Source organism: Streptomyces sp. NPDC047014, from assembly GCF_040644195.1.
GTDB lineage: Bacteria > Actinomycetota > Actinomycetes > Streptomycetales > Streptomycetaceae > Streptomyces.
The window spans coordinates 1-19,035 of the sequence record NZ_JBEYVX010000108.1; the positions used below are offsets into that span (position 1 = coordinate 1).

Genomic DNA, 19,035 nt, shown 5'->3' on the forward strand with positions numbered 1-19,035 from the left:
CGCCGCCGAGGCCCCCGCCGCCGCTCCGGCGCCGGCCGCCGAGGCCCCGCAGGCCGCCCCGTCCACCGAGGTCCCGGCCGGTGCCGAGACCCCGGCGCCGACCGCCGACGCGGCCGCCGGCGGCGGTTCCGCCGAGGGCACCGATGTCGTACTGCCCGCGCTGGGCGAGTCCGTCACCGAGGGCACCGTCACCCGCTGGCTCAAGGCCGTCGGCGAGTCGGTCGAGGCCGACGAGCCGCTGCTGGAGGTCTCGACCGACAAGGTCGACACCGAGATCCCCGCGCCGGTCTCCGGCACGCTGCTGGAGATCGTCGTCGGCGAGGACGAGACCGCCGAGGTCGGCGCCCGTCTGGCCGTCATCGGCTCGGCGGACGCGGCCCCCAAGGCCGCCCCGGCGCAGGAGACCCCGGCTCCGGCCGCGGCCGCTCCGGCTCCGGCCGCCGCTGCCCCGGCCCCGGCCGCCGCCCCCGCGCCGGCCGCTCCGGCCCAGCCCGCCGCCCCGGCTCCGGCCGCTGCGGCTCCGGCCGCGCCGGCCCAGGCCGCTCCGGCTGCTCCCGCCGCTCCCGCCGCGCCGGTCTCCGCCGGTGACGAGGGCGCGTACGTGACCCCGCTGGTGCGCAAGCTCGCCTCGGAGTCCGGCGTGGACCTGTCCGCGGTCTCGGGCACCGGTGTCGGTGGCCGTATCCGCAAGCAGGACGTCCTGGCCGCCGCCGAGGCCGCCAAGGCCGCCGCTGCCGCCCCGGCTCCGGCCGCTGCCGCTCCGGCCGCGAAGGCCCCGGCCGCCGCGGTGTCCGAGCTGCGCGGTCAGACGGTCAAGATGACCCGCATGCGCAAGGTCATCGGCGACAACATGATGAAGGCCCTGCACTCGCAGGCGCAGCTCAGCTCCGTGGTCGAGGTGGACATCACCAAGATCATGAAGCTGCGCGAGAAGGCCAAGGCCGGCTTCCTCGCCCGCGAGGGCGTCAAGCTGTCCCCGATGCCGTTCTTCGTCAAGGCCGCGGCCCAGGCGCTGAAGGCCCACGCGGTCGTCAACGCCCGGATCAACGAGGACGAGGGCACCATCACCTACTTCGACTCGGAGAACATCGGCATCGCCGTGGACTCCGAGAAGGGCCTGATGACCCCGGTCATCAAGGGTGCGGGCGACCTCAACCTGGCGGGCATCTCCAAGGCGACCGCCGACCTGGCCGCCAAGGTCCGCGGGAACAAGATCACGCCGGACGAGCTGTCGGGCGCGACCTTCACCATCAGCAACACCGGCTCGCGCGGCGCGCTGTTCGACACGGTCATCGTCCCGCCGAACCAGGTCGCCATCCTGGGCATCGGCGCCACGGTGAAGCGCCCGGTGGTCATCGAGACCGCCGAGGGCACCAACATCGGCATCCGCGACATGACGTACCTGACCCTGTCCTACGACCACCGCCTGGTGGACGGCGCGGACGCGGCCCGGTACCTCACCGCCGTCAAGGCGATCCTGGAGGCCGGCGAGTTCGAGGTCGAGCTCGGTCTCTGAGCGAACGGCTTGTAACCAGCCTCACGGCCGGCGCCCCCGTCCGGGATACTCCCGGGCGGGGGCGCCGCCGTATTGTCTACGCATCAGGCCCCGCACGCCCCTGCACACCCAGGAGATGAAGCCCAGATGATCACCCCACCCGTCGTGCACTCGCTGCGCGAGCAGATCCGCGAGCACATCGTGGAGGGGATCGTCAGCGGCCGCTGGAAGCCCGGTGAGCGGATCGTCGAGCGGCGCATCGCCGTGGAGCTGGAGGTCAGCCAGACGCCCGTACGGGAGGCCCTGCGCGAGCTGGAGACGCTGCGGCTGATCGAGTCGGCCCCGAACAAGGGCGTGCGCGTACGGAACCTCTCCGCGGCCGATCTGGAGGAGATCTACCCGGTCCGGGCGGGTCTGGAGCAGATCGCGGCCGAGCTGGCCGCGCCCCGGCTGGCGACCGACTGCTCGGCGCTGGAGCCGCACGTGGCCGCCCTGTGGGAGGCGGACCGCGGCGCGGACGGCACGGCGCAGGTGCGCCACACGGTCGGCTTCCACCGCGAGATGGTGCGGGCGGCCGGCAACAGCGTGCTGCTGCACACCTGGGAGAGCCTGGGGATCGAGGTGTTCACGGCCCTGTCGATCCGCTGGCTGGGGACCGTGCAGAAGTCGTACGCCGAGGAGCACGAGGCCCTCGTGGACGCCTTCCGGACCCGCGATCCGGACATCGGCGTGCTGGTGAAGCGGCATGTGCTCGGGTGCGCCCCGCGCGCCTGAGTGCCCGTATTGCCCCGGTTCGACCGGCACCGCGTGCCCGATTTACTGGCACGCGGTGCCGACTTTTGGTCGAACGGACGTTTCTTTGTCACTTTTATTTGATCGATCATCGATCAGCGCTTTACAGTCGAGCCGGACCTCAACCAGGTCCGCCGACCCTGTCCTGCCCGTCAGGGTTTCTTTACCACCTCTCCTTTGTCCGGAAGGCGGCGCACCGCGATGTCCGACCCCGTAGGAAAGCTTCCGAGCGAGCTCGACCAGCTCCCGGACCGCGACACCGAGGAGACCGCCGAATGGGCGGCCTCCCTCGACGCCGTCGCCCAGGCCGCCGGTACGCGCCGCGCCGAATACCTGCTCCGCCGTACGCTCCAGCACGCCGAGGCCGCCGGCCTCGCGCTGCCGAAGCTGCTGGAGACGGACTACGTCAACACCATCCCCACCGCCGCCGAGCCGGAGTTCCCCGGTGACGAGGAGATGGAGGCCCGGATCACGGCCTGGAACCGCTGGAACGCGGCCGCCATGGTCACCCGCGGCTCGAAGTACGGCGTCGGCGGCCACATCGCCACCTTCGCCTCGGCCGCGTGGCTGTACGAGACCGGCTTCCAGCACTTCTTCCGCGGGAAGGAGACGGACGGCTCGGGCGACCAGCTCTACATCCAGGGCCACGCCTCCCCCGGCATCTACGCCCGCGCCTTCCTCGACGGGCGCGTCTCCGAGCAGCAGCTCGACAACTTCCGCCAGGAGTCCGGCGGCAACGGCCTGCCCTCCTACCCGCACCCGCGGCGCCTGCCGTGGCTGTGGGAGTTCCCCACGGTCTCCATGGGCCTCGGCCCGCTCTCCGCGATCTACCAGGCGCGCTTCAACCGCTACCTGCAGAACCGGAACATCAAGGACACCGCGAACTCGCACGTCTGGGCCTTCCTCGGCGACGGCGAGATGGACGAGCCGGAGTCCACCGCCGCCCTGGCGCTGGCCTCCCGCGAGCGGCTGGACAACCTGACCTTCGTCATCAACTGCAACCTGCAGCGCCTCGACGGTCCGGTCCGCGCCAACTTCCGCGTGGTGCAGGAGCTGGAGGCCCAGTTCCGCGGCGCCGGCTGGAACGTCATCAAGTCCCTGTGGGGCTCCGCCTGGGACGAGCTGTTCCAGCTCGACACCACGGGCGCCCTGGTACGCCGCCTGCGCGAGGTACCGGACGCGCAGTTCCAGACGTACGCGACCCGCGACGTGGCCTACATCCGCCAGCACTTCTTCGGCGCCAACGCCGAGCTGGTGCAGCTGGCCGGTGTGGTCTCCGACGCGAAGATCGCCGAGTGCTTCCACACCTCGCGCGGCGGCCACGAGCCCCGCAAGGTCTACGCCGCGTACAAGGCCGCCCTGGAGCACAAGGGCGCGCCGACGGTCATCCTCGCGCAGACCGTCAAGGGCTACACGCTGGGTGCCGGGTTCGAGTCGAAGAACGCGAACCACCAGATGAAGAAGCTGACGATCGACGAGTTCAAGAGCATGCGCGACAAGCTCGGCCTCCCGATCCCGGACAGCGCCTTCGCCGACGGCCAGGTCCCGTACGGCCACCCGGGCGCCGACAGCCCCGAGGTCCGGTACCTCAACGAGCGCCGCGCGGCCCTCGGCGGCCCGGCCCCCGCCCGCAAGGTCCACCACGTGGCGCTGCCCGCCCCCGCGGACCGCTCCTTCGCCCCGCTGCTCAAGGGCTCCGGCAAGCAGGAGATGGCCACCACCATGGCCTTCGTCCGGCTGGTCAAGGACCTGATGCGGGACAAGGAGACCGGCAAGCGCTGGGTGCCGATCGTCCCGGACGAGGCCCGTACCTTCGGTATGGAGTCCCTGTTCCCGTCGGCGGGCATCTACTCCCCGCTGGGCCAGACGTACGAGCCGGTCGACCGCGACCAGCTCATGTACTACAAGGAGGCCAAGGACGGCCAGATCCTCAACGAGGGGATCACCGAGGCCGGCGCCATGGCCGACTTCATCGCCGCCTGCACGTCGTACGCGACGCACGGCGAGCCGATGATCCCGTTCTACATCTTCTACTCGATGTTCGGCTGGCAGCGCACGGCCGACCAGATGTGGCAGCTCGCCGACCAGCTCGGCAAGGGCTTCATCGTCGGCGCCACCGCCGGCCGCACCACGCTGACCGGTGAGGGCCTGCAGCACGCGGACGGCCACTCGCACCTGATCGCGTCCACGAACCCGGCGTCGCTGAACTACGACCCGGCCTTCGCGTACGAGATCGCGGTGATCGTCAAGGACGGCCTGCGGCGCATGTACGGCGAGCAGCCCGAGGACGTCTTCTACTACCTGACGGTCTACAACGAGCCGAAGCCGCAGCCCGCCATGCCCGAGGGCGTGGAGGAGGGCATCCTGCGCGGCCTGTACCGCTTCAACACGGCGGCCTCGCTGGAGTCCGGCGCGCCGGCCGCCGACGCCCCGAAGATCCAGCTCATGGCTTCGGGCACCGCGATCCACTGGATCCTGGAGGCGCAGAAGCTGCTGGCCGCCGACTGGAACGTCTCGGCCGACGTCTGGTCCGCCACCTCCTGGGGCGAGCTGCGCCGCGACGCGCTGGAGTGCGACGAGGCCCTGCTGCGCGGCGAGGTCCGCACCCCGTACGTGACCCGCGCGCTGGAGGGCGCGGCCGGCCCGGTGCTGGCCGTCTCCGACTGGATGCGCCAGGTCCCGGACCAGATCAGCCAGTGGGTGGAGCAGGACTACACCTCGCTGGGCACGGACGGCTTCGGCCTGTCGGACACCCGCGAGGGTGCCCGCCGCCACTTCGGCGTGGACCCCCAGTCCATCGTGGTCGCGGCCCTGGCCCAGCTCGCCCGCCGCGGCGAGGTCCCGGCGTCCTCCGTGAAGGAGGCCCGGGAGCGCTACGGCCTCTGAGCCGTACCGAGCACGACCGTGAGGCGGCCCGCCCAGGAGGGGAGGGGCCGCCTCACGGCGTTTCCGGCTCGCGGGAAGGGGAAGGGAAACGCCTTTGGCCGTATGCGCGGTGGCGGTGCGGGGGCGCAACCGTGATGCTGGATCCCGTGATGGACGAGACGGAGTTCTGGGAGATCGTCGACCGTACGCGCGAGGCTGCCGACGGCGACCCCGAGGAGCATGCCGAGCTGCTCGTGGAGCGGCTGGCACAGCTGGATCCGGACTCCGTCCTGGACTTCGCGCGGCATTTCGAGTCGCGCTACAACCGCGCGTACACCTGGGACCTGTGGGGGGCCGCCTGGGTGCTGCTCGACGGCGCCAGCGACGACGCGTTCGACTTCTTCCGGTGCTGGCTGATCGGCCAGGGGCGGGAGGTCTTCGAGGGCGGGGTGCACGATCCGGACCAGCTGGCGGAGCTGCTGGGCGAGTTCGACGAGGAGATCGACGGGGACGGCGAGGAGCTGGGGTACGCGGCCGACGAGGCGTACGAGCAGCTGACCGGCGCGGTGGCCCCGGACCTGGGCGTCCCCCTCCAGCCGGCGGAACCGGAGGGCGCCCCGCTGGACTTCGAGAACGAAGCCGTACTGGCGGAGCGCTTCCCCCGGCTGTGGGACCGCTTCCGCGGCTGACCGGCGCCGGTGTCCCGCGCCCGGTCAGTGGTGCGTGCCGCCGTCGATGCGGATTTCCGTACCGGTGATGAAGGCGCCGTCCTCCGAGCCCAGCATGGCGACCACGCCCGCGACGGACTCGGGGCCGGCGAAGCCCTGGCCGAGAGCGGGGGCGAGCTTCGCGAAGAGGGACCAGTCGGTGTCCTCGGGCAGGCCCGGGCCCTTGCCGGTGGTCATGCCGCTCTCGATGGAGCCGGGCGCGACGCTGACGAAGCGCAGGCCCTGCTTGCTGTACTCGGCGGCCAGGGCGTGGGTCATGGACTGGATGCCGCCCTTGCTGGCCGCGTAGGCGGACATGTAGGGGTGCGCGAAGGACGCCGAGGTGGAGCTGAAGTTCACCACCACCGGCCGGTCCCCCGCCAGCAGGGCGGGCAGCGCCTCACGGATCATCAGGAAGGTGCCGGTCAGATTGACGCCGATCACCGCGTTCCAGAGGTCCAGGCTGGTCTTGTGGGTGTGCTCGGAGCGCAGGATGCCGGCGGCGTTGACGAGCACGTCGATCCCGCCGAGGGCGCGGGTGGCCGCCGCGATCCCGTCCCGGACGGCGTGCTCGTCGGATATGTCGAGGAGCGCCGTGCTGAGCCGGTCCCCGTGCCCGGCATCGGCCGCCTGCGCGGCGGTCTCGTCGAGGCCCGGGGCGCTGACGTCGACGGTGTGCACGCGGCCGCCCTCGGCCAGGATGCGGTGCACGGTGGCACGGCCGATGCCGGAGCCGCCGCCGGTGATGAGGACGCGTCGTCCTTCGTATCGGTTCATGGCCCGGAGCGTACCGATTGATGGCACGTTTTGCCATGACGGCGTCAATTGCAGTCATGGAGTGGGGCGGAAGGTACGCTTCACCCCGTGAGATCCCCTCGTCCGTACGCCTCCCAGCCCGGCCCCGGCGCCCCGTCGCTGACCGAGCGCCGCAAGGCCGCCACCCAGCTCGACATCGCCCGCGCGGCCTGCGAACTCTTCGCCGAGCGCGGGCCCGACGGCACCACCGCCGAGGACATCGCGCTGCGCGCGGGCGTGGCGCTGCGTACGTTCTACCGCTACTTCCGCAACAAGCAGGAGGCCGTGGCGCCCCTGCTGGCGGGCGGCGGCGACACCTGGCGGGGGCTGCTCGCGGAGGAGGACCCCGGCACCCCGCTCGCGGAGGCGCTGGAACGCGCCGTGACCCGCTCGCTGAGCGGGCCGCAGGCGGTCGAGGAGGGCCTGGAGGTCACCCGCGGCCTGCTCCGCGCGGCCTCCGGCGACCAGGCGCTGCGGGCGGTCTGGTACCGCGTGAACCAGGACTCGGAGGAGCACCTGGTCCCGGTGATCGCCCGGCTGGCCGGTCCGGACGCCGAGCCCCGCGAGGTCCGGCTGCTGGCCGCCGCGGCCACGGACGCGATCCGGGTGGCGCTGGAACTGTGGTCGGCCACGGACGACCCCGTCGCGGGCCCCGGCTCCCCCGCCGAACTGGCGGTCCGCTGCCTGCACGACCTGACCGGCGCGATGCCCCTGCTGCGCTAGGGCGCGGCAGGGGCATCGTCCGGGGGGGACGTGGGTGTCAGCGGTCTTAGCGGGAGGTCTCAGTGACCCCCGCCGCCACCCCAGCCACCATTACCGCCGTCGCCACCGCGACCGCCACCACCGCCCCAGCCACCGCCACCGCCGTGGTCACCCCAGTCGCCGTTACCGCCGCGACCACCGTTGCCCCAGTCACCGTTACCGCCACGGCCGCCGTTGCCCCAGTCGTTGCTGTCGTGCCAGCCACCGTTGCCGCCGCGGCCGCCGTCGTTCCAGTCGCGCCAGCCGCCGTTGCCGCCCCGCCCGTTGTCGTTCCAGTTCGCGTGGTCCCAGCGGCCCCAGTCGTGACGGTCACTGTTGCCACCACGGCCGTTGTCGTTCCAGCACCAGCTCGGCCGGTCCCGCCAGTCGCGGTCGCAGCAGTGGTCCCACCGGGCGTCGGAGCGGTTCGAGGGGTACCGGTAGCAGTCGTAGCCACCGTCCCCACCACGCCCGCCACCGGTGACCACCGAAGCCGAGGCGCTGGCGACGGGAAGCAGCCCGATGGCCACCCCGGCGGCACCCGCCATGGCTGCTGCAACGATCCTTCGGCGCATCTCCATGCACCTCCGTACATAGCTCGCTTATAGGGCCTTTAGGTCCTCTCCACGGTCACCCGCCCCGAATGCCCTGTCAAAGCGGAAAGCCCTCAGCGACCCCTCCCAGAACGTGGCGGAGGGCCTCCCACCAGGCACTTCCCTCAGGCAGGAATCGTCAGTTGCCGGCCTGCGGCCGCCCACCGGGCACCCTCGGCCACATCCTCGGCATAGACCGGCATCTCCTCGATGCCCAGACTCTGCATCAGCGAGGCCGTGGGCACCCGGTAGCGGCGGCCGACCCGTACCACCTCGCAGGGAAAGGCGTCCCGGCGCACCAGACCGTAGGCCGTGGTGACACTCATGCCGAAGGCGCGCGCCGCCGTACACAGGTCCACCGACAGCGGCAGGCGGAATGCCTCGGCGAAGGTGAGCGTGGGCCCCATGGGCGCCGTCACCGGTTCCGCCGCCCGCCGAGCCGGAGCAGGCCGGCCCGCGCACCGCGCTCGCCGCGCCCACCGGGACCCGTGTACCGCGCCCGGACGGCCACACTGTCCAGGCCGAACCGCTGCGCCAGCATCCCGATACGTTCCCCCGCGGCCCGTACGGCGGGTGCGCGGGCCGGGCACGGAGCCGTCGCCTCCCCGGCGGCGTCCGGCAGGGAGGCCGCGGCCTCCTGCTCCTCGGCGGCCGGGCCGCCGTCGCACGCGCGGAGGGGATCCCACGACGCCGGGCTGTCGGGGACGGTGGCCACCGCGCGCTCCCGCAGGGCGGCCCGGGCATGCGCCCACGCCCTCCCGTGCGCGGCCCGCAGGACCGAGGCCCCCACCCCCGGGGCCCCGGGATCGCAGTCCCGTACCTCTTCCAGGAGGGCCAGCAGCAGCTCGCTCTGCGCGTCCTTGCGGTCGAAACGCAGACGCACGGACATGAGGTATGCCGCTTTTCGAATGCCGGGGGCCGCCAGCCATACCGCGAAAAGGCGCCACTGGTCCGCAGGCGATTCCTCACGGTGGGCATTGTCGATGACAAATTGCCACAGGGCCTCACGGAGCAACTCGTCCGCGGGTTTCCCGTAAATGACCTCTCGCGCCTCATCCGGTCGCACCATCACGGAATGCGAGCCGAGCGGCACCGAAAGGCAGACTTTCCGGTAGAAGCTTGTTTCCGTGAAGTGCTCGTCGATTCCGTCGAACACGTCGTTCCAGGCGAGTAGTGCCATCGTCTGCTCCTCGTACGTCGGACTGACGCGGGAAGGGGCCGGGTGCCGGCGCGAGGCCGGCACCCGGGGTGCTGCCTACGGCGCAGCCCTGACCGACGGGCTGTCCGAGGCGTCGGGGCTCGCCGTGGCGGACTCTTCGGGTACGGCCGAGGCCACGCCCGCCCGCCGCACCTTGATCGGCGGGAAGGACGAACGCCGTGCGGCCGCACGGGAACGGGCGCGGCGCTTCGGGTTGGGCACAGTCATCTCCTTTCTGCGTGAGGAAAGCGCACCCGCATTCGAGGTGCGCACGGGGTGACGAACTCCGCTTTCCGGCCGTATCGGGCCGGCTCGGTTCGACGTGTTCCAGATTGCCGCTCCGCACCGTCCGGTGTTTTCCTCACCTGTGAGGCCGGTGTGAGGTGAGCGTGAGGAGCAGGGATCACAAATCGCCATTGCTGGAAATCCGGCATGGAGCGACTCGGCGGAAGCCATGCTCATGGAGCGAGACCCCGCCACCATCCGACCTGCCATGCCCGAAGGAAAACCATGGAATTCGCTGTGCTCGGTCCGCGTGACGCCTTCTCCGCGGGCCAGCCGATCCTCCTGCGCCGGCCGAAGGCGGCAGCGCTGGCAACCGCGCTGCTGATCGCCCCCGGTTTCCAGGCCCCCCACTCCGACCTGAAAGCCTTCGTCTGGCCCGGCCGGCCCGTCGACGGGACCGCCCTCCGTCGGCAGCTGTCCGATCTGCGGCAGCTCCTGCCGACCGTGAAGCTCACCAGCGCCGGGGGCATGTGCACGCTGGAGGTTCCGCGGGACTGCGTCGACCTCACGCGCTTCGAGGACCTGTGGGAATCCGCCGAGTCCGAGAGCGGCAAGGACCGGCTGGACATCCGGCGTGCGGCGCTGCGGACGTGGCACGACGGCGGACCGCTCCAGCACATCGGCACCGCCGCGTTCGACGACGCCCGTGCGCGTCTGCACCGGCTCTGGCGCACCTCCTGGCTGACCTTCCTGAAGTCGGCCCTGGACCTCTCCGCCATCCCCCTCGCCTTGGAGGACACCGCCAGGCTCATGGACCTGTGGCCCGGAGACCAGGACGTCTTCGCGCTCCGCCTGCAGGCCCTGGCCGCCTGCTACGAACGCGCCTCCCTCCGGCAGGAGATCGCCGGCTGGACGGATGAGCACGGCGCGCCGGGCCCCCTGCTGCGCAGCGTCATCGCCTCCGTGACGGGCACGGGCTCCGCCACCCGGCGGCCGGACGGACGGGGCAGCCGGCCGAGCAGGCCGTGGCAGCTGCCGCCGCCCGGACATCGTCTCGTCGGCCGGGACAACGAACTGCGCGAGCTGGGCAAAGCCCTCGTCGGAACGCGCCGGAGCCGGCGCCGGCTGATCCTCCTGACCGGGCCTGCCGGGATCGGCAAGAGCGCACTGACCCGCGATGCCTCCGCCCGCCACGCGCGGAAGTTCGAAGCCGTCCTCTACGCGGATCTCATGGGCTGCACGTGGAACCGCCCGGGAGGCATCGATCCGGAGGACGTACTCACCCGCTTCCTGGACGATCTCGGTGTCGAGCCCATTCCAACCTCGCTGAGTGGCAAGACCGCCCGCTACCGGTCCGCTCTGGCGGAGCGCAAGGTGCTGGTCGTACTGGACAACGCCCGGGATGCCGAACAGGTATTCCCGCTGCTGCCGGGCGACGGCCCCAGCGCCACCGTCGTGAACAGTCGCAATGCCCTGTGGGGGCTGCGCGACAGCGAGGAGGCACACATCATGCCCATCTCACCGATCGACCGCGCGGCGGCCACGGCCCTGCTGCTGGAGGCAGTCGGCCTGGAGAACCGGGCCGCGAACCGGCGGTACGTCGACCGGATCATCGAGGAACTGACCGAAATCTGCGGCGGTTTGCCGCTCGCCCTGTCCATCATCGCCGAACGCATCCGCCGCAGGCCGCTGTCCGACCTCCGCGTACTGATCGAAGAACTCCGGCGGGACGGCAAAAAGCTGGACGCGCTCCAGTCGACCTCCCAGGAGGAGCGGAGCGTCCGGCTCGCCTTCGACTGCTCCTACCGCGACCTCTCCGAGAGCGCGACCCTCCTCCTGCGGCAGCTGGCCATCCACCCCGGTCCGAGCATCAGCTGGCAGGCCGTGGTCGACCTCGGCCCGGCGGCCGGCATCCAGGACCCCGGCCGCGCCGCGGACGAGCTCATCACCGCGAGCCTGCTCCTCCCGCACACGTCCGAGCGCTACCAGGTGCACGATCTGGTACGGACCTACGCGCGCGAGGCGGTGCCCGGCCTCACGGCCGAGGTGCGGGCCGCGACGGTGAAGCGCATCTGCGACCACACCCTGCAGAGCGTGTGGGTGTGCGACCAGATGCTGCAGCCGGGGCGGCACCTGCCCATCGAGCCCCGTCCCGACCTCGCCCTCGTCCCGCCGGAGGACGAGGGCGAGGCCATGGACAGGCTGGAGGCCGAGTACGACGCCGCGACGGCGGTGCTGGCTCTGGCGCAGGAAGCGGGCGCCTCCGACGTCCTGTGGCTGCTGCCCATGGCGTTGATCACCTACCAGTGGCGGCGCAGCCACTACTCCCAGGCCGCCCGCAACCTGCAACTCGCTCTGGAAGCCTCCGTCGGCCTGGCCGGCCCCAGCGATCGCGCGATGATCCTGCGCATGGTGGCGGGCTGCCACCGCAACCAGGGCAAGCTCGAAGTCGCCGCCGGAAACCTCCACCACGCGGCCGCCCTGAGCGAGCAGGGGCACTCGCCGGAGGACCGGCGCAGTCTGGCCCTCACCCTCAATGTGCTCGGCGTGGTCCAGCGGGAGCGCGGAATGGCCGACGAGGCCGAGGAGCACTTCGTCAGGGCGCTCGACTTGTCCCGGTCGCTGAACGACCTCCAGGGCACAGCGGGGGCACTCAGCGGACTGGCGATGCTCGACCTGGACCGGGGAGCCGGCCGGCAGGCTCTCGATCACGCCCTCGCCGCGCAGGACCTGTTCGACCGGACCACCGATCTCAGCGGCCAGGCAGCCGTGACCGTCACCCTCGGCGACATCCACGGACATCTGGCCGACCTGCCCTCGGCCGCCACCGCCTACGGTGCGGCCGCCCAGCAGTTCCGCAGGCTCGGGTACTGGGCCCGGGAGGCATCGACCCTGCGCAGTCTGAGCCGGGTCCAGTTGCTGTCCGGCAACCGCACCGGGGTCAGGGAGTCGCTGCGCAGGGCCCGCACACTCGAGGCCCGGGTCTCCGGCCGGGCCCCGGTTCAGCGCAGGAGGTAACCCTCCAGGTAGGGCAGCGTCGGATCCGGTACGAGGGGTTTGGCGGGCGGGCGGTCCCCGGGGCCGGGCAGCACGGACCGGAGGCAGGCGAGCACCTCCTTCACGGAGGCGGGCCGGTCGCCGGGGCGCCAGGCCACCATGCTCATGGCCAGGTCCCGGATCTTCGGTGGTACGCACTCCATCTCCCCGCGCGGGAGAGGGGGCACACCGGGGGTCGGGCGGCCCGCCCCGCCGCCGTACGGCAGACGCATCACCGTCATCGCCAGGATGACGCAGCCCAGCGCGTAGATGTCCGACGCCACGGTCACCTCCTGCTCTGCGTCGAACTGCTCGGGGGCGCTGTATCCGGTGGTCCCGCCCAGGTGGACCGGCAGCTGGCCGGCTATACCGGCAAGCCCCAGATCCAGCAGCTTCAGCCGTCCGCCGGCGGACTCGATCATCACGTTCGCCGGCTTGATGTCGCGGTGGACGAAACCGGCGGCATGCACATGCTCCAGGATCCCGCACAGCTGACCGATGACGGCGGCGACCGTGGCCGGGGATTTCACCGGGCTGGCGTCCAGCATCGCGTCCTCCAGCAGCACCCCGTCCACCCAGTCCATGACGATGCACCAGCCGTCCCCGTGGGGACCGTGCCACTGGACCTCAGGGATCCCCGGTGTCCCGAGGAGGTGCAGCCCGCGGGCCCCCTCGGTCTCCATCGCCTCCCTGCGGTGGCGAAAGGTGTCCGTCCCCTCGAACGAGCGCGGCGACAACACCTTCACCGCCACGCGGCGCCCGCTGCCGATGTCGACGGCCTCGTACAGCTGACCCTGTCCACCCCCGCCCACCAACTCGCCCACCTTGTAGGCGCCGTTCAGCAGTTTCCCGATCAATGGCACGACCTCCTGGTCCCCGCACCTCACCGGAAGACGGTCATCCCGGCCAGGACTCCGGGCATCCCTGCCCGGCTCGACGTACACCCATGCCGCGGCCCTCAGGCACGTCGGCACCGCTGGGACAGAGAGGAATCACGACCCATGAGAAACCCGCAGGAGACAACGGACGGGCTGGTCACGGAGCTGGCCAGGTCCCTGCTTCCCGACCGGGACCGGTCTCGCGCCGAGCTGCTGTGCGCGGTGGAGACCGGGCTGCTCCTGCAGGAGCACCTCGATCCGCGAGCACCCGCCGTCGCCGCCTGGGCCCTGTTCAGCGGCTACCCCTTCGCACGGGCCCGCGGCCTGGCCCCGGACGGAAGCAAGGAGCGCATGCGGCAGCGGGCGCGCCACGTCCTCTGGCCCTACCAGGAGAGGCCCGCCTGGGCTCAGGCCCTGGCGGTCTATCGCAAGATGCCCCAGAAGCTGCGCGGGTACGTGGTGTCCACCCCCGACTCGCCCGCCCTGCGCAACTCGGGCACGCCCGTCGCGGCATACAGGTGGACCGTGTACGAGCAGCTGCTGGGCACGAATCCTCCGTTCGCGCGGCGGACACGCCGGCAGGCCGGATCCGGGCTCCATGTGTTCGCCGCCGGCCGGTCCACCCTCACCGTGGACCTCCCCGTCCGGGAGCGCCGGGAACCGGCCGGTCACGATCTGGGCAGGGGCCGGAGGTTCAGCGGCCCGCTGCGTTTCGAGCGCGAGCGGCTGCTCACCACGGCAGCCCGCATGGACCGCCTCCACGACCAGGACTGGGTGGGGCGCCTGAGCCGGATCCTGTTCTCGGTCCGCAGGGGGAAGCGGTACCGGCGGGCCGATCAGTTCACCGTCGACGGCTTGCAGCACCTCGTCGGCCTGGAGGGCGAGGACCGCCGGACCCTGCGCGACGTCCTCACCGTGCACACGGTCCTCGCGGGCGGACGTGCGGACGGGCGCGGAGGCAGGGTCACCGTCGTCGTCGGGGACGAGCCGGAGGCTCTGCGCCTCGTGGACCTGTACAACCTCTACACGGACGGAGCCGCCGCGCCGGTCCTGGAACCTTCGGGGATCCCCTGGCACGTCGAGCGGCTGCTCCGGACGCCACCCGAGCGGGACTCCCTGTCGGCCTACCTCGACACCTCGTGCGCGCTGGACCTTCCGGAGTCCTCCGCCGGCGAGCACACCTCCGTGGATTTCGGTGGGGCCCCCTGCTCCACGCTGCAGGCGGGCTCCGTCCACCGGCCGGGGGCGGAGGAGTTCACGTGCCCGTCCTGGTCGGCCTGCGGCCGCCACCACGCGGCGCGGTCGCTCGTGGATGCCGACATCTGGGTGGTCACCCCCTCCGGGCTCGTCGACGGTTCACCTCCGGTGGCGCAGAACAGCGAGGACGTCCGCTTCCTCGAACTGGCCTGCCGGCGCAGCGACCTCCTGATCGTGGACGACGCGGACCGCGTCCAGGACCACCTGGACCGGTTCTTCGCCCCGGCCCAGACCCTCTTCGTCCAGGGCTCGCGGTCGTTCCTGGAGGATGTGCAGGCCCGTAAGGCCCGGGCGCTGGCCGAGCACGGTCACACCCAGCTGTTCGACGCGCGGGTGGAGGCGTGGTCGAACTCGCTCGACAGCGCCTGCCGTCTCGCCGAGCGGATCTGCACGATGCTGGCCGGCCGTCGCGCCCTCCGGGAGGCGGTCGGGGTCGACTTCTTCAGCGCCCGCACGCTCCGGGACCGCCTGGTGCGCGAACGCTTCCCGCTTCCCGAGGGGAGCGAGGAGGATCCGTACGAGGAGCGCCGGGCCCGCCTGGCCGGTGCTCTGGACGCCTTCCGGCTGAATCCCTTCGGCGACCGGCCCGGGCCGGACGACGGCGGTTCCGACCTCACCGCGGTGCTGATGCTCCTGCTGAGCACGGCCCATCCGGTCCGCACCCGGCACCGGCTGGCGGCGCTCACCGAGGCCCTCTTCGACGACGCCCAGGACGAAGCCTCCGCTGCGCTGCCGGGCCGCGCGACACGGCCGGGAGCGGAGGACCGTACGGTGTCACGGGCCGAGCGCGTCGAGTTCCTGCTGCTCCTCAGCGCCCTGGAGGACCGCCTGCCGCTCCTGACCGACCTGTGGCCCCAGGCCCGCTCGGCTCTGCGCGCCGGGTTCAACAGCATGTACCGCAGCCCCGTGGACTACGCGCCGCTGATCCCGGAACCCCCCATGGGCGAGGCCCTCGGATTCCGCTTCGAGCGGTCGGGCGGCGGGCGGGGGAAGCTCAGCTTCCTGCACTGCCAGGGGGTGGGCCGGGAACTGCTGCGGGCGATGCCGCGGCTTCCGGAGGCGGACGGGCTCCCCGGCGGCAATGTCCTCCTCATGTCGGGGACCAGCTGGGCCGGGCTGTCCCACCGCTACCACGTCTCCGTGCCGGTCGGCGTGGTGGTGGAACGCGCACCGGGCGGGCCGGGGGGCTCCGCCTCCCCGCACACCATGCGCGGCGAACCGGCCCTCCTGTCGCCGAGGACGGGGCCGTCGCCGGCGACGGAGGCGGCCGGTGATCAGTACGGTGCCCTGCGGCGCATGGCCGTCGTCCTCGGAGCGAGCGAGGCCGGCGGGGCCGAACACGGCGGCCCCCTCCAGCAGGAGCTCAAGCATCTGCCCGACGGGCGCGATCACCTGCTCCTGCTGGTGAACAGCTACGACGAGGCCGCCTTGGTGGCGAACACCCTGCACAGCCTCAGTTCGCGCTGGTACCGCAAGGTCCTCCGCCTGGTCCGGGACGACGGCACGGTCACCGAGCCGCGTGCGGACGACTACGAACACGCCCGTACGCTGCGGCGGGCCGACCTCACGACGTTCAGGGACCAGAAGGCGGACGTACTCGTCGCGCCCCTGCGCGCTCTGAGCGGCCGGCACGGCATCCTCAACCACGCGGGCACGGCGGTCTTCGGCACCGTCTACTTCCTGTCGCTGCCGACCCCCCACCCCGGGGATCTGAACCTCGCCGTGAGCGCGGCGAACGACCGGATGGTGCGTGCCCTCCACGACGGCTCGTTCGACCGCTGGATGCGGGACGGCGCCTCATTGGAGGAGCCCGCCCTCCGCATCCGCCGGGCGGCGGCCCGCGCCTGGAATCACGCCATGACCCGGGACACCGATCCCCGGGCCGAGGCGTGGGACATGATCGTGCTGATGTGGCAGGCCGTCTCCCTCCTGACGGAGGGCGACGTCCCGGCCCGCGTGGTCATCGCCGACCCCGGCACGGGAGGCCGGTCCCCCTCGGCCCGGACCACCGCCATGCTGTCGGCGCTCGCCCCCTACTTCGACGCGACGCCCGAGCCCCCCACCCCCGACCACCACGTAGCCCAAGCCCTCTACGGCCCCCTGCGGAACATGCTCCACCACTACGCCACACACCTCACGTCCCCTGCCCCCGACCACTGACGGCCGGCGGCGGCATCACACACGGCGAAGGCCGCCACCCCGGCTGGGGTGGCGGCCTTCGGGAGGCTGTGCGGCCTAGAGGTCGAAGTAGAGCTCGAACTCGTGGGGGTGGGGGCGCTGGGCGATCGGGGCGATCTCGTGCGTGCGCTTGTAGTCGATCCAGGTCTCGATCAGGTCCGGGGTGAAGACGCCGCCGGCCAGGAGGTACTCGTGGTCCGCCTCCAGGGCCTTGAGGACGTCCTCCAGGCTGGTCGGGACCTGCGGGACGTTCGCGTGCTCGTCCGGGGAGAGCTCGTAGAGGTCCTTGTCGATCGGCTCCATCGGCTCGATCTTGTTCTTGATGCCGTCGAGGCCCGCGAGGAGCAGGGCCGAGAAGGCCAGGTACGGGTTCGAGGACGGGTCCGGCGCGCGGAACTCCACGCGCTTCGCCTTCGGGTTCGAGCCCGTGATCGGGATGCGCATCGCGGCGGAGCGGTTGCGCTGCGAGTACACCATGTTCACCGGCGCCTCGAAGCCCGGGACCAGGCGGTGGTACGAGTTCACCGTCGGGTTGGTGAAGGCCAGCAGCGACGGGGCGTGCTTGAGGATGCCGCCGATGTAGTAGCGGGCGGTGTCCGAGAGGCCCGCGTAGCCGGCCTCGTCGTAGAACAGCGGGTCGCCGTTGGCCCACAGCGACTGGTGCACGTGCATGCCGGAGCCGTTGTCACCGAAGATCGGCTTCGGCATGAAGGTGGCGGTCTTGCCGTTCTTCCACGCGACGTTCTTCACGATGTACTTGAAGAGCATCAGGTCGTCGGCCGCGGCGAGCAGCGTGTTGAACTTGTAGTTGATCTCCGCCTGGCCGCCGGTGCCGACCTCGTGGTGCTGGCGCTCGACCTGGAGGCCCTGGGCGTCGAGCTCCAGGGAGATCTCGGCGCGCAGGTCCGCGAAGTGGTCGACCGGGGCGACGGGGAAGTAGCCGCCCTTGTAGCGGACCTTGTAGCCGCGGTTGTTCTCCTCGGAGCCGGTGTTCCAGGCGCCGGCCTCGGAGTCGATGTGGTAGAAGCCCTCGTTCGCGGTGGTCGCGAAGCGAACGCTGTCGAAGATGTAGAACTCCGCCTCGGGCCCGAAGAACGCGGTGTCGGCGATGCCGGTGGAGGCGAGGTACGCCTCGGCCTTCTTCGCGATGTTGCGCGGGTCGCGGCTGTACGCCTCGCCCGTGATCGGGTCGTGGATGAAGAAGTTGATGTTCAGCGTCTTGTCGCGACGGAAGGGGTCCAGGCGCGCGGTGGTGATGTCGGCGCGCAGGGCCATGTCGGACTCGTGGATCGCCTGGAAGCCGCGGATCGAGGATCCGTCGAAGGCGAGCTCCTCCGCCGGGTCGAATGCCCGCGCCGGGATCGTGAAGTGCTGCATCACACCAGGCAGGTCGCAGAAGCGGACGTCGACGAACTTGACGTCGTTCTCCTCGATGTACTGCTTGACTTCGTCGGCGTTCTGGAACATCCAACTCCTCCTACTCCCGGCCCCGGGGCAGGGACGGGCTTTATAGCTCGTGGTGCGTCAGTGCGGTGCCGCACGCTGACCCGACCATAAGCAGACGGGATTTCTCAAGCATGACCCATTTGTTTCGCACAAGTTAACCAGGGTCCGGCCGGAGTGCCGTGAGGCGCCACCGGTACCGTGGTCGGGTGGACAACAGACAGGCAATCGGATCCTGGCTCTCCGGCCCCAAGGCAGCCGCGGAGGACATGGGCGTCGACTTCGGCTACCCGGGCCAGCGGCTCGGTCTGCCGCAGCACGGGCCCGGCTCGGTGGCGCGCTTCGGCCGCCGGCTCGGCGCCGTGGCCCTCGACTGGGTCGGCTGCCAGCTCATCGCCTACGGCCTGATCACCGGCGGCCACCTGGCCGGCGCGGGCAACTGGACCCTCGCGCTCTTCCTGGCCCTGACCGTCCTCACGGTCGGCACGGTGGGCTTCACACCCGGCAAGCGGGCCCTGGGCCTCCGGGTGATCGCGGAGGACGGCGGCCGTCTCGGCATCGGGCGCGTGATCGTACGGACCCTGCTGCTGGCCCTCTTCATCCCCGCGCTGATCTGGGACCGGGACGGCCGCGGCCTGCACGACCGCCTCGCCCGCGCCGTCCAGGTCCGTATCTAGGACCCAGGGCGCGGCGCATCCAGGACCCAGCGCGCGGCACACAGCACGAACGCCACAGGGGCGCTTCCCGAGCCGGTAGCTGGGTGCTCGACCGGCACGGGGCCTAGGAGCGCCGGACCCAAAAAGAAGATAAAGATCGGACGAGCCGACGTCAG

The 19,035-nt window shown here is 71.6% G+C and carries 15 protein-coding genes; 9 read left to right on the forward strand and 6 right to left on the reverse strand.

Annotation, left to right across the window (positions count from 1 at the left end):
• The 4 genes from sucB to ABZ873_RS30985 form a co-directional block, all read left to right on the forward strand.
• A partial coding sequence (gene sucB / locus ABZ873_RS30970; protein ID WP_360879049.1) for a 2-oxoglutarate dehydrogenase, E2 component, dihydrolipoamide succinyltransferase occupies positions 1 to 1,516 on the forward strand: 1,516 nt, incomplete at its 5' end.
• Between the two features lie 129 nt (positions 1,517 to 1,645).
• Positions 1,646 to 2,269, forward strand: coding sequence for a GntR family transcriptional regulator (locus ABZ873_RS30975; protein ID WP_360879085.1), 624 nt, complete (start codon positions 1,646 to 1,648; stop codon positions 2,267 to 2,269).
• Between the two features lie 219 nt (positions 2,270 to 2,488).
• Positions 2,489 to 5,173 carry a pyruvate dehydrogenase (acetyl-transferring), homodimeric type gene (gene aceE, locus ABZ873_RS30980; RefSeq protein WP_360879051.1) on the forward strand — a complete coding sequence of 895 codons (2,685 nt, stop codon included), beginning with the start codon at positions 2,489 to 2,491 and terminating at the stop codon, positions 5,171 to 5,173.
• Positions 5,174 to 5,322: 149 nt separating this feature from the next.
• Positions 5,323 to 5,841 carry a DUF4240 domain-containing protein gene (locus ABZ873_RS30985; RefSeq protein WP_360879088.1) on the forward strand — a complete coding sequence of 173 codons (519 nt, stop codon included), beginning with the start codon at positions 5,323 to 5,325 and terminating at the stop codon, positions 5,839 to 5,841.
• Positions 5,842 to 5,865: 24 nt separating this feature from the next.
• Here the strand turns inward: ABZ873_RS30985 and ABZ873_RS30990 are convergent, their stop codons facing one another.
• Positions 5,866 to 6,636 (reverse strand): SDR family oxidoreductase, encoded by a 771-nt coding sequence (locus ABZ873_RS30990; protein WP_360879054.1) that lies wholly within the window; start codon positions 6,634 to 6,636, stop codon positions 5,866 to 5,868.
• 87 nt (positions 6,637 to 6,723) lie between these two features.
• On the opposite strand from ABZ873_RS30990, the gene ABZ873_RS30995 reads away from it, so the two are divergent.
• The gene (locus ABZ873_RS30995; RefSeq protein ID WP_360879056.1) at positions 6,724 to 7,377 is read left to right on the forward strand and encodes a TetR family transcriptional regulator; all 654 of its coding nucleotides are present in this window, start codon (positions 6,724 to 6,726) and stop codon (positions 7,375 to 7,377) included.
• A 59-nt stretch (positions 7,378 to 7,436) separates the two neighbouring features.
• Here ABZ873_RS30995 and ABZ873_RS31000 read toward each other — a convergent pair whose 3' ends face one another.
• From ABZ873_RS31000 to ABZ873_RS31010, 3 genes are all read right to left on the reverse strand, one after another.
• The gene (locus tag ABZ873_RS31000) at positions 7,437 to 7,976 is read right to left on the reverse strand and encodes a hypothetical protein (protein ID WP_360879059.1); all 540 of its coding nucleotides are present in this window, start codon (positions 7,974 to 7,976) and stop codon (positions 7,437 to 7,439) included.
• 137 nt (positions 7,977 to 8,113) lie between these two features.
• A complete protein-coding gene (locus tag ABZ873_RS31005; protein ID WP_360879062.1) occupies positions 8,114 to 8,395 on the reverse strand; it encodes a helix-turn-helix domain-containing protein in 282 nt (93 codons plus the stop codon).
• Positions 8,396 to 8,403: 8 nt separating this feature from the next.
• Positions 8,404 to 8,871, reverse strand: coding sequence for a hypothetical protein (locus ABZ873_RS31010; RefSeq protein ID WP_360879064.1), 468 nt, complete (start codon positions 8,869 to 8,871; stop codon positions 8,404 to 8,406).
• 244 nt (positions 8,872 to 9,115) lie between these two features.
• Here ABZ873_RS31010 and ABZ873_RS31015 point away from each other — a divergent pair, with 244 nt between their 5' ends.
• Both ABZ873_RS31015 and ABZ873_RS31020 read left to right on the forward strand, forming a co-directional pair.
• Positions 9,116 to 9,466 (forward strand): hypothetical protein, encoded by a 351-nt coding sequence (locus ABZ873_RS31015; RefSeq protein WP_360879067.1) that lies wholly within the window; start codon positions 9,116 to 9,118, stop codon positions 9,464 to 9,466.
• A gap of 230 nt (positions 9,467 to 9,696) precedes the next feature.
• Positions 9,697 to 12,429 carry a tetratricopeptide repeat protein gene (locus ABZ873_RS31020; protein ID WP_360879070.1) on the forward strand — a complete coding sequence of 911 codons (2,733 nt, stop codon included), beginning with the start codon at positions 9,697 to 9,699 and terminating at the stop codon, positions 12,427 to 12,429.
• Here ABZ873_RS31020 and ABZ873_RS31025 read toward each other — a convergent pair.
• On the reverse strand, positions 12,414 to 13,304 hold the full coding sequence (locus tag ABZ873_RS31025) for a serine/threonine-protein kinase (RefSeq protein ID WP_360879073.1): 891 nt from the start codon (positions 13,302 to 13,304) through the stop codon (positions 12,414 to 12,416). The two genes, ABZ873_RS31020 and ABZ873_RS31025, sit on opposite strands and share 16 nt — an antisense overlap.
• Positions 13,305 to 13,448: 144 nt before the next feature.
• On the opposite strand from ABZ873_RS31025, the gene ABZ873_RS31030 reads away from it, so the two are divergent.
• The gene (locus tag ABZ873_RS31030; RefSeq protein ID WP_360879076.1) at positions 13,449 to 16,742 is read left to right on the forward strand and encodes a hypothetical protein; all 3,294 of its coding nucleotides are present in this window, start codon (positions 13,449 to 13,451) and stop codon (positions 16,740 to 16,742) included.
• Between the two features lie 75 nt (positions 16,743 to 16,817).
• On the opposite strand, the gene glnA is transcribed toward ABZ873_RS31030, so the two are convergent.
• The gene (gene glnA, locus ABZ873_RS31035; RefSeq protein ID WP_360879079.1) at positions 16,818 to 18,227 is read right to left on the reverse strand and encodes a type I glutamate--ammonia ligase; all 1,410 of its coding nucleotides are present in this window, start codon (positions 18,225 to 18,227) and stop codon (positions 16,818 to 16,820) included.
• Between the two features lie 185 nt (positions 18,228 to 18,412).
• On the opposite strand from glnA, the gene ABZ873_RS31040 reads away from it, so the two are divergent.
• Entirely contained in the window at positions 18,413 to 18,880 is a 468-nt protein-coding gene (locus ABZ873_RS31040; RefSeq protein ID WP_360879082.1) for an RDD family protein, read from the forward strand.
• Positions 18,881 to 19,035: the final 155 nt, after the last annotated feature.

Excerpts from the sequence above, each read along its gene's own strand:
- ABZ873_RS31020 (WP_360879070.1), top strand. The coding sequence starts at position 9,697 with ATGGAATTCGCTGTGCTCGGTCCGCGTGACGCCTTCTCCGCGGGCCAG.
- ABZ873_RS31005 (WP_360879062.1), bottom strand. The coding sequence starts at position 8,395 with ATGGGGCCCACGCTCACCTTCGCCGAGGCATTCCGCCTGCCGCTGTCG.
- glnA (WP_360879079.1), bottom strand. The coding sequence starts at position 18,227 with ATGTTCCAGAACGCCGACGAAGTCAAGCAGTACATCGAGGAGAACGAC.
- ABZ873_RS31000 (WP_360879059.1), bottom strand. The coding sequence starts at position 7,976 with ATGGAGATGCGCCGAAGGATCGTTGCAGCAGCCATGGCGGGTGCCGCC.
- ABZ873_RS30990 (WP_360879054.1), bottom strand. The coding sequence starts at position 6,636 with ATGAACCGATACGAAGGACGACGCGTCCTCATCACCGGCGGCGGCTCC.
- aceE (WP_360879051.1), top strand. The coding sequence starts at position 2,489 with ATGTCCGACCCCGTAGGAAAGCTTCCGAGCGAGCTCGACCAGCTCCCG.
- ABZ873_RS30985 (WP_360879088.1), top strand. The coding sequence starts at position 5,323 with ATGGACGAGACGGAGTTCTGGGAGATCGTCGACCGTACGCGCGAGGCT.
- ABZ873_RS31030 (WP_360879076.1), top strand. The coding sequence starts at position 13,449 with ATGAGAAACCCGCAGGAGACAACGGACGGGCTGGTCACGGAGCTGGCC.